The organism is Flavobacterium sp. FG19, from assembly GCF_057809475.1.
Window position 1 is genome coordinate 143,417 of sequence record NZ_JBMDKA010000011.1, and the last position, 15,435, is coordinate 158,851.

Sequence of the window (15,435 nt, forward strand, 5' to 3'; positions counted from 1 at the left end):
TAAATTAATTTTTATAACTGATTTTTTGGGCTTTTCTTAATCACAAAATGATTTTGATCCGGCGTAAAAAAGCATATCCTTTCTGTGATAAAATTTATTTTAAAGCGGCATGCAATTTTGATAAAACAGACCTGGAAAGCTTTTACAATAGTTTTAGAAGAAAAAAATGATCAGTATGACAATAAAAATTAAATAAGTAATGAATAGCAGAAACCAATATTTATAAGATTTTAACTTAAAAATCATTTTAAATGTCCCCAAAGAAATGTTTTGCAGTTTTGTTTTTTATTATCAACAGTTTGTTTTCTCAAAATACATTTGAAAACTATCGGTTTCGTCTTGTAGACAGCCCAGCCTCAAAAAGTGGTATCTATACCATTGCACAGGATCAGTTTGGAGTGATGTGGATGGGAACAAATGGTGCTGGATTGTACAAGTACGACGGAATCAACTACATCGTTTATGAACAGGATTCCAAGCGTAATAATTCGATCAACAGCAATTTAATTTATACTGTTTATGTAGATAAGCAGAACCATTTATGGGTGGGTACAGATGAAGGATTATGCCTTTACAATAGAGATTTGGATACTTTTGAAAATATTGATCTCCATAAGAAAGAACAAAAAGAAGCGGTAATTTCTGTTAAAAGTATCATAGAAGATAATAAAGGAAATATTTATTTGGGAACTTTTAATAATGGTCTGCTGAAATTAAATAGTAAGTCACGAAAAATTACAAGACTTAAACTGGATACGCCAAACACTTCAAATTATTTAATCAACTCTTTAGTAAAAGATAAAAATGGTACTATTTATTTAGGAACAAATTCAGGTTTAAAAGTAGTAGATCCTATAAAGAATGAAGTCAAAAAAGTAAGACTTCCTAAAGATAATGAATTAATATCGGGGTCCATTGTATCCCTGTTTATTGACGACAGGCAAAATTTATGGATTGGTAACGGTTACAAAGGACTGGTAAAAGTCAATTTATATTCTGAGGTAAAACAAGCAGTTTCTTATCCTGTTACCAGAAAAAGGATTATGTGTATTCTGGCGGCAGATGCCAAAACAATTCTTTGTGCAACAGAAAATGACGGCTTAATTGTCGTAAATGAGCAGGGAGCTGTTCAAAAAAAATATGTAAACAGCAAATACAATAACCGCAGCCTGGGTTCCAATTCTGTCTGGTCGTTATTGCTGGACAAGGAAAAAAGAATCTGGCTGGGGTATTACAATACAGGGTTAGGTGTTTTTGACCGGATAAATAGTAAAGTACGGGGAATTGAAAGTTTAGCAGGAAATCCCCAGTCATTACAAACAAACTGCGTTACTGGGATTGCTAAAGACCATGACGGGCAGTTATGGATTTCGATGGAAGGCGGTGGTGTTGATGTTTATAATCCTGAAATTAAAGATTTCAAACATATTACCAAATCAGACAGTCGTTTTTATTCGGGCTTGACCAACGATAATATCACAAAAGTCTTTATCGATAAAAAACAGAATGTCTGGCTTGCGAGCTGGAATGAAGGAATCTTTTTTTTGAAAAAAGGAAGCCGTAATTTTATTAACTACAACACCAAAAATACTCCGGATTTGACCTCAGACAATATAATGAGTATTGCTGAAGATTCCAGAGGCGTGATATGGATTGGCACATTTTCAAAAGGCCTGCATTATTTTACCCCTTCTGATGGTCGTTTTCATCATTGCAGTCAGAAAATATTTTATACTAATGGGATAGCGAATGCAGATATTCGAAAAATAATTGTCGATTCTGATGATGAAGTCTGGGTGGGTTCAACAACCGGATTGTACCGTGTCAGGACAAAGGATTTTGTTTCTTTCTCGGTGGCTTCCCTCAGGAATAAAATGTCAGTCAAGCTTAAAAACCATAAAAGCATTCATACCATAAATACACTTTATCAAACAAAAAACAAAGAAATATGGATTGGTACCGATGGTGCGGGCTTGTTTAGTTATGATAAAAAAAAGGCGGATCTGAAATGGTATATAAATTTTAACGGGCTTCATGAAAAATCAATAGCTTCTATTGTAGAATCAAATGACGGCGGAATTTGGCTAAGCGGAAAAAAAGGAATCAGCAGACTTGATTTGAAAAATAAAACAACCGTCAATTATTCTGTCTACGACGGTTTGCTTGGAAATGATTTTAATAACAATTCTGTTTTAAAAGATGAAAAAGGAATTCTGTATTTTGGAGGTTATGAAGGCTTAAATTATTTTAATCCCGACAATCTCCAAAAAAGCAGTAAACAGCTTCCTATTTATTTTACAGACCTCAAACTTTTCAATAAATCTGTAAAACCCCTTGAAAAAAACTCACCCTTAATCAAAGTAATTTCAGAAACAAAAAAAATAATCCTCAAACAGGATCAATCTGTATTTACAATTGATTTTATTGCCATAAATTATTCTTTTCCGGCCAGGAATGAATTTGCCTATTATCTGGAAGGATTTGAAGATTCGTGGAATTATGTAGGAAGTAAACGCTCTGCCACTTATACTAATTTACCGCCGGGCAAATATGTTTTTAAGGTTAAGGTCTCTGAAAAGAACGGTGTCTGGAGCCAGAAACCCTTAGAGTTGAAAATTGAAATCCTGCCGCCCTGGTGGAAAACGTCATTTGCATATCTTTTTTATTCGCTGCTGGCACTGGCTGCAGTTTATTTTGGTAATCAGTATTATCAGGATCGTTTTAAACAGAAACAAATGATACAATTTGAACAGAAAAAAGCAGTTCAGATTGAAAAACTGAACGATAAAAAATTACAGTTTTTTACCAATATTTCGCATGAGTTTAGAACACCGCTTACTTTGATATTAAATCCGTTAGCCGATATAATCAGTAAAAATGACGACAGTCTGCCCGATGGTGTTTTAAATAAACTGCTTACTATTCAAAAAAGTTCTGACAGACTTTCGAGACTAATCAACGAGCTTATGGATTTTAATCAGCTTCAGTTTAATAAAATGACGCTGAAAGTACAGCAGCTGGAAGTAGTTAGTTTTACAAAGGAAATCGTAAGTTATTTTGAAGAAGAAGCCGTAAGCCGCAGTATTGAGCTGCAATTTGAATCTGATAAAAAGATATTAAAAGACTGGGCAGATCCTAAAATGTTCGAGAAAATTATTTTTAATGTCATTTCAAATGCTTTTAAAGTTACTCCGGATAATGGAAAAATAACGGTCAAAGTAGTAGTTAACGAAGAATTGGTATACTTTCCATTACTAAGTCCGGCTTATACCAATCCTTCTTTTTCAGTTATTGTTGAAGATACCGGAGCAGGGCTCGACAAAAAAGATATTAAACGGATTTTTGATCGTTTTTATCAGGTCAATAATTTAAATAAGGCCTATTACGGAAGTACAGGAATAGGTCTTGAAGTAGTCCGCGGATTTGTCGAACTGCACAAAGGCATTATCGAAGTAGAAAGTGTATTGGGAGCCGGTACCACTTTTAAATTAATATTTCCTATGGGAAAAGAATTTTTCAGTGAAAGCGAAATACAGCAGGATGAATTTAAAAAAGAAAAGAGAATAAGTTATACGCCGGTTGTTGAGAAAGAAATTTTTGAATCAATAGAGGATAAGGAAAAACATGATCGGGTTTATACCATTTTGATTGTTGAAGATAATACGGAACTGCGGAATTATCTGAAAAATGAACTAAAAAAAGAGTATAAGGTACTAACAGCCGAAAATGGCAAAACAGGCCTTGAAACCGCTTTGCAAAAACTGCCTGATTTAATTTTAACTGATGTAATTATGCCAGTTATGAATGGCTTAGAATTATGCAAAAGTATCAAAGCAGATTTAAAAACAAGCCATATTCCGCTGCTGATGCTTTCTGCAAAAGCGCTGGTCAAAGATAAGCTCGAAGGAATTGATTCTGGTGCCGATATGTATTTGAGTAAACCATTTGATATGGATATTTTGAGGTCCAGTCTGGTACAGCTGCTGAAGAGCAGGCAGATTATTTTTAATAAATTCTATAACGGCATTACTCCCAAAGCAAAAGAAAAAACGACAACACTCGATAATGATTTCATAAAAAATGTACTCAGTTATATCAATGAGAATATGAACGAATATGAATTGAGCGTTGAAGTACTGGCCTCTAAAGTATTTTTGAGCAGAAGCCAGTTATATCGAAAAATTAAAACCCTGACCGGCGTTTCGGTAAATGAATTTATACGAAATGTACGCTTAGAAAAAGCCAGGGAATTAATAGAACTGGGTAATGATAATATTACCGAAATAAGTATTAAAACAGGTTTCAGCTCTCCGTCGTATTTTACAAAATGTTATAAAGAGAAGTACGGACAGCTTCCTACACATACTAAATAGCTTTTCATTCTGAAAAATTATCAGGACGGTTTTTACCGTCTTTTTTTGTTTTAAGAAGAGAATCAGTCCGCCCATTTTGTTAAAAACAAACCCATATTGCTAAAACTGTTTTTTTAAGTCTTTAGCGAATAATGGTTAATGAGTGCTGTTTTTTATTTCATGCGAAAAAAAAACAGCACTATAATTAGCAATATCCTATTTCTGTTTTTGGTATTAAATAGCCGGAAAACTGGGAATTAGGCGTTTTTTGTAATTATCATGCTACAAAATTGATAGTTTTTGCATCATTTTTAATAGATGAAATTTAGGTTAAGCACATATTTTTGGATAGTGACAAAATTAAAATACCCCAGGAAATAAGTATTAACAAATTTAAAAATCACAGTATGAAATGAAACCTGAATTATTTATTGATCTTCTTTAACTCATAAAACCAAAAAGAAGAAAACGGCTTTTTAAACTTAAAATAAGCAGGACAATAAATAAAAAACTTTACAACCGAATAACTATTTAAACTAATCAAAAAACCAAGAAATGATGTTAAAATTAAAATTTGCAATCGTAACATTGCTAATAGTCAGCTGTCATAATATGATGGCGCAGTCAAAAACAATACAAGGGGTTGTTACAGATCCTTCAGGGTTTCCTCTCCCGGGTGCCGGCGTTAATGTAGAAGGTTCGAAAAACAGTACTTCTACAGATTTTGACGGGAAGTATACTCTAAAAGAGGTCAGTCCTACAGATAAGATTACCTTTTCGTTTGTAGGTTTGATTTCTCAAACCATCACAGTAGGAACGAGAAATAATATTGATGTTACGCTGGCCTTATCTACACAAAATTTAAATGAGGTTATTGTAGGTTACGGAACTCAAAAGAAAGCTAAAGTAACCGGAGCGATTTCCACCGTAGGTTCAAAAGATATTGCGGCGGTGCCCATTACCAATGCCGAGTCGGCTTTGCAGGGAAGGGCAGCGGGTGTTACTGTTGTAAACGGTGCTCCTGGTTCTAATCCTACAGTTACGATCCGCGGACTGGCTACAATGGGAAACAGTGCGCCTTTATACGTAATCGACGGGGTTTTGACAGGAAACTTATCAGGACTGAGCCCTAACGATATCGAATCGATGTCTGTTTTAAAAGATGCTTCAACTACCGCTTTATATGGTTCAAAGGCCTTTAACGGGGTAATTATGGTTACTACCAAAAAAGGAAAAAAAGGACCTGGTCAGTTAAGCTTTAGCACCTATGCAGGTTTTCAGACTATTACCAAAAGATATGATGTGTTAAATACCCAGCAGTACCTGCAGTATGCCAAAGATCTGGGAAGTGATCTTACAGCAAGAGCGGCAGAATTTGGCAATATAAACACCAACTGGCAGGATCAGATTTTTCAAAGTGGTGTGATGCAGGATTATAATTTAAGTTTTTCAAATGGTACTGAAACTTCTACAGGCCGTTATTCCGCTGAATATTTGAAACAGGATGGGGCTGTAATCAATACCGGTTTTGAACGTTATTCTTTCAGAGCCAATAACACACAGGATATCGGAAGGCTAAAAGTAGGAAGTAATATCGGAGTCTCTTTTAGTAAAATCAATCCGGAGCGTAGTGCAGGAGGAAGAACCTTACTCGAACATGCTATCAAAATGGCGCCTTATTTACCTGTTTATAACGAGAGCAGTATAGGAGGGTATCAGGGGCCAAGTGCTATTGATGGTAACGACGCAGAGAATCCGGTTCGTGTGGCCAATTTAGGGTACCAAAAAATCAACAATCTGTCTATAATAGGAAATATTTACGCCGAATTAGAGATTTTAAAAGGTCTGAAATTTAAGTCACAAGTTTCATTGGATTATTATACTGGTAAAGACCATACGTTTGTACCCAGTTATAGTGATGGTTCCTATCACAGACAGGCTTTTTCAACAACAAATGAAACCAACTCACAGGGCCAGACCATTGTTTATGATAACAGTCTGACCTATAAAACTACTATTGCTTCCAAACATAATTTAGAAGTTTTAGGAGTTATTACAAAAATTGATTCCAAATCACAAAATGTGGTAGCCGGAAGCCGTTACTATATTTCGGACGAAATTGATCAGCTGCGATATAATGAAGGAAACCTGAGTTCGGCCAATTATGTCGAAAAAAACATTGGATACATTGCCCGTATCAATTACGATTATGAAGATAAATACCTGCTTGCGGTTTCAGGAAGACGTGATGCTTCTTCTCGTTTTGGGGCTAACAACCGCTGGGGGAATTTCTATTCGGTAGCGGTGGGCTGGAACATTGCCAAAGAGTCTTTTATGGCAGATTCTTTTTTCAGTACATTAAAACTCAGAGCAAGTACAGGAACAACCGGAAACGACAGGATCGATAATTACCAGTACAGTGCCACGCTGCTTGCAGATTACAACTATCCAATCGCAGGGGGTAATGCGCCAGGTGTTTCTCTTGGGGTTGCTGCAAATCCTGATCTGAAATGGGAATCTAAAAATGACAGAAACATAGGTTTGGATTTTGGCTTTTTTGATGACAAATTAACAGGGTCATTCGAATATTTTAACAGCAAAAGCAGTGATATTCTTTTTGCCGTTCCCTTATCTGCTTCTGTGGGATCAGCAGGAGGCGGTACCCAGATCCAGAATATTGCCGATGTAAAAGTATCAGGATATGAAATAAGTTTAGGTTATAATGACCGAAAAGGAGATTTTACCTGGTCTGCTGTAGCCAATTTGGGAACTAGTAAAAATGAAGTAGTAAGTTTGGCGCCAGGCGTTACAAGTGTGTTAAGCGGACCAGTGCCGAGAGCAGGTTTAGAGAATTTTTCAAGACTGGAAGTAGGGCAGCCGTTATTTTACTTTTATGGTTATCAGACCAACGGAATTTATCAAAATCAGGCAGAAGTAGATGCTGTTTTTGGACCGGGACAGACTAATATAAAACCGGGTGATATCAGAATTATTGATCGTGACGGTAATAAAGTGATCAATTCCAATGATAAAACGAATATTGGAAATCCCTATCCGGATTTTACCTATGGTCTGAATATTACGGCAGCTTATAAAAAGTTCGATTTTAACTGTTTCATTACAGGTGTTCAGGGAAATGATATTTACAATGCAAACACTTTTGATTTAAAAGGAATGAATCGTTTGTTTAATGCCAGTACAGAGGTTCTGGACAGAGCAATTGTGGTAAATGGCGTAGTTACCAATCCATCTGCGAGCCTGCCAAGGGCACAGGGAGCCGATATTAACTGGTCTTCGGCGAATCAGCGTTATATTGAAGACGGCTCTTATACCAGATTAAAAAACGTCACTTTAGGATATACTTTATCAGGAGACACATTTGACAATCATTTCTCCAATATAAGATTCTATGTCAGCGGTCAAAACCTAATTACGATTACAAAATACACTGGACTGGATCCTGAAATTGCACGTACAGATGGCAATGCCAATTCTGCCGGTATTGATTTAGGAAGGTATCCACAGCCAAAATCAGTGATTTTTGGACTTGATGTTAAATTTTAATATATAATGTGATGAAAAAAATAAAATATATAGCAGCAGCATTGTTAGCTTTCACAATGAATTCATGCGACACGTCGGAATTAGAATTAAAAAATCCAAATACACTTTCGCCCGATACGTTCTTTAAAACAGCAGCGCAGGTAGAATCTTCTGTAAATGCCGCTTATGCCAATTTACAGACAAGAGGACTTTATGCCCGGAACCTTGCTTTTGCAATGGATCTTATGGGACAGGATGCTGCGGGAAATCCACAGTTAGAAGGAAATAAAAAACCTTTTCAGGACTTTTCTTTTAATGCCGGAAATGATATTATTCAGTACTACTGGGAATCCTGTTTTTTAGGAATCTCAAGAGCAAATTTTGTATTGGATAATGAAGATAAAATCAATGCTTTATCGAATTCCGTTTTATCACAGGAAAGAAAGAATAAATTTTTAGGCGAAGCCCATTTTTTAAGAGCTTATTATTACTTTCTTTTACTGAATCGTTTTGGCGACCTGCCCATTTATAAAAGCGGAACCATTATAGGAGCTGCAAGAAGCCCTAAGGCAGAAGTTTATAATTTAATCAGAGAAGATTTTGATTTTGCCAGCAAAAATCTGCTTTCCAAAACTGTAGAACAAACAGGAAGAGCAACTAAGGAAGCTGCTTATGCTTATTTAGGAAAAGTACTGCTGTATGAAAAGAAATACGACCTGGCTCTGGCCGCTTTGAATAATGTTACAGGATTCAGTCTTGAGGATAAAGGCAGTTTTTATAACAACTTTATGGAGGAAACCGAGCATGGTAAAGAATCTGTTTTTGAAATTGAATTTAATGAAAACAACGGAACGGGTAATAAATGGGATGATGCAGGAAACAGCGGCGGAACAGGTTTTGCCGAATCGACCCTGAGAGGACAGGAATATGGTAATTTAAGCTGGTACAACGTATATCCTCCAGATGCTTTACTGAATTCTTACGAAGCAGGGGATCTGCGTTTTGGAGACACGTTTTATGTGCCGGGCTCAAAATATTTGAACGGAACACGTACCATGACACCGGAAAATTTCAATACCTCTGCAGGTTTGAGAAATGCCGGCTGGAAAAAGTATCAAAACTACTATAAGAAAGACGATGAAGCTGTACAATCCAGTATTAACTTCAAAGTTATGCGCTACGCAGATGTACTGCTGATGAAAGCAGAATGTGAAAACCAGAGAGACGGAGGTTCACAAACCGCAGCTATTTCTTACATTAAAGAAGTCAGGGACCGTGCAGGTTTAACAACTAATATTACCCCGACAAAAGAAGCCGTTTTCGCAGCCATAGTTCACGAACGAAAAGTAGAATTTGCTGGTGAACAAAGTCGTTTTGATGATATTATAAGATGGGGTATTGCCAGTACAGAACTGGCAGGTACTGGTTTTCAGACTGGCAGGAACGAATTATGGCCTATCCCTAACAGAGAAACATCATCTAATCCCAATATAAAACCAAGTGATAATAATCCTGGTTATTAAATGATTAAATTATGTTAGTTGAGTTAAGTTAAGTTAGTAGTTGGATAAACAGCGCATGAAAATGCGCTGTTTATTTTTTAGCGGCAGTTACTTTACAATTGATAATTGATTAGTTTATAATCTACAATCTACACTCTACAATACCTCGTTTTCTCTTCTTTCTTTCAAATCAGTTTCGATCTGAATTTCCATTTTTTTATCTATTGTATAAAAGCATAACAGAACGGCACTAATTATAAATATAAAGCCGGGATAGATACTTACAGAAAGTTTAATACCTTCAACAGCGGCGGGAACCTGATTCACTTCTTCGGCTACATAACCATATTTAGAAAGAAAAGCGGCACCTAACGCACTGCCTATGCTTATTCCGGTTTTTAATCCAAAAATCATGGCAGAAAAAACAATGGCAGTGGCTCTCCGGTTGTTTTTCCATTCACTGTAGTCCGCCACATCGGCAATCATAGTCCACAATAACGGAATGGTTATACCGTAAATAAATCCATGCAGTAACTGAGTGAGAAAAACCATTGTAACTGCCGATCTGCTGTAGAAATTGAATAACAGAAGAGTGAGCGCAGACAATAAAATAAAACAGATGTATACATTTTTTTTGCCATACAAATCGGCAAGAGGTTTTGAGAACATAATGCCCAGTATCATAAAAATATTTCCTCCGGCATTAAAAAGACTGAATGCTGAAGTTGGAGCGTCTTTCGGCCAGTGAAAGTCGACAAATCCCATCGCTGATAATGCCTGATTTAATTTATCGATGAAGGCGGTAATACCTGTATCATTTAAAAAAATAATCTGAGCCTCAGAATCTAAATAATATTTAAAATAAAAAACATACATACCGCCTTTTAAAGATAAAGTTACAAATACCAGAACGGTAACCAGCAGCATGACTAACCACGGACCATTTTTAGATAAATCCATAAAGTCCTGCTTAACAGAGGATTCCTGGTTTTTTGCCGGAATAACACGTTCTTTAGTAGTAAAAAAAGTAATCAGAAAACAGATAATTCCAATAAGGGCAAATAGCAGCATTGTGTTTTTAAAGCCAACTGTTTTATCGCCATTTCCCAGAATGTAAACAAAGGGAAGTAAAAGTGACTGTACAATAAACTGTGCTGTTATTACGGCAACAAAACGATAAGATGAAAGACTGTTTCGCTCCTTCATATCACCCGTTAAAACACCGCTTAAAGCCACATAAGGCAGATTGTTTGCGGAATATACCAGTACTAATAAAAAATAAGTCAGAAAAGCGTAGGCTGTCTTACCGGATATTCCCAAATCAGGAGTTAAAAATGAAAGAACAGCGGCAATTCCAAAAGGCAGGGAAGTCCACAATATCCAGGGTCTGAACTTTCCCCATTTCGTGCGGGTGCGGTCAGCAATGATTCCCATAATGATATTGAAAAAAGCACCAATAAATCCGCCCGTAAAAATAATTATACTGGCCGTTGCGGCAGGAATTTTATAAACGTCGGTGTAAAAGAAAGCTAAAAATGTGAGCAGGGTCTGAAAAATCAGATTTGCTGCAAAATCCCCCAAACCGTAACCTGTTTTTTCCAGTACAGAAAGTTTTGTTGACTTATTTCCCATAAATATATAAGCTGCATTTTTGCTTTAACGGATCATGTTGTTTTGTCAAAAAGGAAGAACAAATAGTACTCTTTGACGGCGCATGCTTATGTAAAAATAGTTTGAAAGTTCAAATAAGTTATATCATTTTTGAAGCCTATACTAACATATTTGATGCATCATTCTGCAGAATTAAATTTAATTAAATGAGCATTACAAGATCTTTTTTTACTACTAGTATACTAAAATAATTTTGGGCTGGCTCTGTAAGAAAAACGGATCTAACGTTTAGTGTCTAAATATGCTAAGAGGAAGAATCCCGATTTTTGAACTCATGTAAATTGGAGTTTAAGTGTCCCACTGTAATTGTGTAGGTCTCTATGTACCATGATTTGTCCAAAAAAGAGTATTTTTTTGAAATTGTGAATAAATTATGAAAACGATGGCAGTAAGAATTTCTGGAAGGTTTTATAGTTAATTGACATCATCGTTGGTATTTTTCTTTTTTGATTTGACACGATATACCCTGTTCGTTTTGCTTTGAAAGATATGATAAGGTTCTGTTTTTTTTAGTCTTTTTCATTTTTTAACTTAACATACCCTTTATGATTAAATAAACTTGCCATCGTATCCTTGTGAGTTAAACAATACACGATGATCAGGATACTACTATTATGTTACTTTTTTACCGCATATTCATTTGGACAGCAGATAAAATTTGAAAATTTCACAGCCAATCAGGGATTATCTAATAATTCAGTAACTGATATAGAAAGTGACAATGATGGAGGGCTTTGGATTGCTACCTGGGATGGTTTGAACTATTTTGACGGGTATAATTTTAAGATCTTCAAAAACAACTGCAGCAATTCAAAAACAGTCTGCAGCAACTATATTACCAAGTTACAAAAAGACGTCCGGGGCCAGATCTGGCTTATTACAAAAGAGGGGCATATAAACCAGTACCTCGGAAATGGTGATTTTAAGGAATTTAAATTTAAAAATACACCAACGGATATTCATTTGTCTCAAAAAGGAAATATTGTTGTACAGGTAAATAAAAAATATTTCGAATATCAAAATGAATCTTTTGTTGAAATAATCCGTAATAATGTCAAAACAGAAGACTTTAAAAACCTGAAAAGTATTTTACTTAGAAAATATCCTAAACTGGTTATCAATGACATTTTAAAAGATAAAGAAGGAAATATATGGTTTGCTACCCGCGAGAACGGCTTGTACATAATTACAAACGAATCTGTAGAAAATAATATACTGCATTTTACTTCTGATTTATATTCGCCTTATTCCTTTAAAAATAATGAGATAGAAACACTTCATGAAGATGATTTTGGAAATATCTGGTTAGGGCAGAAGGACGGCGGATTAAGTATGGCTTACAGCGGCTCTGAAAAAATAAATTCGGTTATGCCCCATCCGTTAAAAGAACCTTATCTTCCGGATGAAACGATCAGGGCAGTTACCAAAGACAATAAAGGGAAAATATGGCTGGGCTATTATACAAAGGGGCTTTATTATTATAACGAAAAAAGCAATTTTTTTGAAAAGTTTAAGATTGATAAGTCCGGCTTAAACCCTGATTCGGAACGTATCAGGACTTTATTTACTTCAAGTGACGGAGCAGTCTGGGCGGGGACTTATAAAGGAATTCTGCGTATTTCAGGCAGTAATTGTACGGTTTACGAAAACAGCGGTATTGCGGGAGTGTCTGTAGACAGATGTTATTCTATATACGAAGATCATAACAGACAGCTTTGGATGGGATGCTGGAACGGTCTGGCTAAATTTAATATGATTACCGGAAAGTTTGAAAAGTTTAAAGGACAGGAAGCATTAAGTAAATACCATATAAGATGTGTCAGACAAAATTACCAAAACCTTTTACTGGCAACAGAAAATAATGGATTAGTGGTGTTTAACTTAAATACCGGGACTTTAAAAAAAATTACGACTAAAGAGGGGATTTTAGGCAACAGTATCTACTCTGTTTTTGCTGATAACGAATCAGATAATTACTGGATTGCTTCTTTGGGCGGTGTAACAGTTTTTAATAAAAAAAAGGGTGTAGTAAAAAATATTACAGAGTTTGAAGGACTGCCAAGCCACATGGTTTACGGACTTATAGATAATGGCGGTAAAGTCTGGATCAGTACTACAAAAGGAATCGCTTCTATTGATAAAAAAACATATTCCGTAACCTCTTATAATCCTAATTACGGATGGCAGGCACCTGAGTTTTCCGAAGGGGCTTATTATCAGGACACTAAAGGGAATTTGTTTTTTGGAGGTGTAGACGGACTAAATTATTTTAATCCCGGCACCCTTCATTCCAATACTTCAAAATCAAAAATAAAACTGAAAGTTGACGGCAGTGAAGAGTATGCAGCAGCGATAGAAAAAGGTTTTACGAATAATGAATTAAAAATTGAAGTCATACCTGTTTTATTTCCAAGAAATACAAAAAGTACGATTTATTACAAACTGGAGGGACAAGAAGAGGATTGGACTTTACTGCCTGCAGATAATAAAATAGAATACAATGATTTATCTTCGGGAAATTACAGTTTTATGATAAAAGAAGGAAAGGACGGAATACCTGCTCCTGCTTTTTTTAATCTTCATATTACAGAAGCATTTTATGAATCGATAGTTTTCTATATTCTTTTGTCTGTTTTGATACTGCTTGCCAGTGCTGTAGTGATTTATATTAAAAATAAAAATACTCTTGAACAGCAGAAGTTTATGGAAGAATTGGTAAAAGCCCGTACCGCCGTTATTGAAAAACAGAAAAAAAACCTGGAAGAAATTAATGCTGAACTGGATCAGAAAAATAAAAAGATCATAGAGCAAAAGGAAAAACTTCTGGTTCTTCACAGCAATTTAAAGAATGAAAACTTTGAGATTGAAAAGTTTAAGACTTTTATGCTCGCTGAGTTTCAGGAGCCTATATCGAAAATAATTAAAATTTCGGGTGCTTTAAAAAAAGATACAGAAACACAGCGCACTTTAGTGGCAGAATCGGGGAAACTGGTTAATCTTATTTCAGAATGGAATTATCTGGAACATGTTAAAGATCTTGGCCCAGTAAAAAAAACGGCGGCTTATTTACTCCCGGTTTTAAAAAATAATATAGAAAAGCTGAAAAAAGATTCACAGCTCAATGAAGTAAATTTTAACTGTCAGATAGATAGTACGGAATGTTTTGCAGTTGTTGATGTACTGCGTTTAAAACTTTGTCTTCAGTATTTTTTTAATGACCTCAATAAATACTCTGATAAGGACAGTACTTTAAGTATTGGCATTACTTATCAGGATAACAGTATCGAAATTAAAACAGTTTCAGACAGTGTAATTTTAAAAAACAACTGGTACAATATTTTACATTACAGTCCTTATTATAAAGCACTGCAGGTTTTACTTCAGGATTTGGAAGGCAGTATTACCTCTTCTTCAGAAGAACAATTTCAGTCTGTATTGCGTATCCCAATAGAATTTTCTGACTCTGACGCTACTTTTAAGGAAACGATTTCATGGAAAAACTTTAATTACCTCGATCAGATTTCTTCAGAAAAAAAACATCTTTTGGTTTTTGGAGATTCCTATAATAATCCGGCGGCCAGCCAGATTCTGGAAAACGAGAATTACAATCTGATTTTTGAGAGTTCAGTTTCAAATTTAAATGCTATAATTAAACAGGCAGAAATTTCGGCCCTTGTTTTTTATCAGGCTGCATTTTCTAAAGAACTGGTCCATTTTTTAAAACAGAATAAAGAAAACACCGGTTTAAAAATCCCTATGATTTATATCTCAGAAGATATTAATTATGAGCAGGATGAACATTTGCTGGAATTAGGTATTGATACCCATATTAAACTGCCGGCGAGTTTGTCATTTGTAAATAAAAAGATAAACCGACTTATCAATCAAAATAAAGAACCTCTTAAAGAACATAAAATCCAGCAGAAAATTTTTGAGATTCTGACCGAAAATAATGAAAGTATTACTCCTAATGAAAAGCTTTTAAAAAGAGCACTGGAGATTATTAAAGAAGAATTGCAAAATCCCGGATTTAACGTAGAAATGATGGGAGAACAATTAGGGATTTCGAGAGTAAAATGCTACCGCTTGTTTAAAGAAACTTTACATCAGTCCCCTTCTGATATTTTAATGTCGCTTCGATTACAAAAAGCAGAAATCCTTTTAAAAACTAAAAAACTGAATATCTCAGAAATAAGTTTTGAATGCGGCTATAATGATCCAAAATACTTTGGACGTTCTTTTAAGAAGTATTTTGGCAAAAGTCCGAAGGAATTTAAAGAATTTCCGGTTTAGATTTTTGTTAGCATTGGATTTAGAGAAAGTTAGCCTAATGTTAATGAGCAAAAATACCCCTTTTTCAGCGTTAA

General features: G+C 35.3%; 5 protein-coding genes. 4 read left to right on the forward strand and 1 reads right to left on the reverse strand.

The window, feature by feature from the left end; genetic code table 11:
• The first annotated feature begins 251 nt into the window (after positions 1-251).
• The 3 genes from ACODST_RS12875 to ACODST_RS12885 all read left to right on the forward strand — a co-directional run bounded on the left by ACODST_RS12875 (position 252) and on the right by ACODST_RS12885 (position 9,418).
• Positions 252-4,373 carry a hybrid sensor histidine kinase/response regulator gene (locus ACODST_RS12875; RefSeq protein ID WP_488932516.1) on the forward strand — a complete coding sequence of 1,374 codons (4,122 nt, stop codon included), beginning with the start codon at positions 252-254 and terminating at the stop codon, positions 4,371-4,373.
• A gap of 534 nt (positions 4,374-4,907) precedes the next feature.
• Positions 4,908-7,916 carry a SusC/RagA family TonB-linked outer membrane protein gene (locus ACODST_RS12880; RefSeq protein WP_488932517.1) on the forward strand — a complete coding sequence of 1,003 codons (3,009 nt, stop codon included), beginning with the start codon at positions 4,908-4,910 and terminating at the stop codon, positions 7,914-7,916.
• Positions 7,917-7,927: 11 nt separating this feature from the next.
• Positions 7,928-9,418: a RagB/SusD family nutrient uptake outer membrane protein gene (locus ACODST_RS12885; RefSeq protein ID WP_488932518.1), complete on the forward strand. Its 1,491-nt coding sequence runs from the start codon at positions 7,928-7,930 to the stop codon at positions 9,416-9,418.
• Between the two features lie 135 nt (positions 9,419-9,553).
• On the opposite strand, the gene ACODST_RS12890 is transcribed toward ACODST_RS12885, so the two are convergent.
• On the reverse strand, positions 9,554-11,029 hold the full coding sequence (locus ACODST_RS12890) for an MFS transporter (RefSeq protein ID WP_488932519.1): 1,476 nt from the start codon (positions 11,027-11,029) through the stop codon (positions 9,554-9,556).
• Between the two features lie 633 nt (positions 11,030-11,662).
• Here ACODST_RS12890 and ACODST_RS12895 point away from each other — a divergent pair.
• On the forward strand, positions 11,663-15,361 hold the full coding sequence (locus ACODST_RS12895; protein ID WP_488932520.1) for a two-component regulator propeller domain-containing protein: 3,699 nt from the start codon (positions 11,663-11,665) through the stop codon (positions 15,359-15,361).
• Positions 15,362-15,435 lie beyond the last annotated feature (74 nt).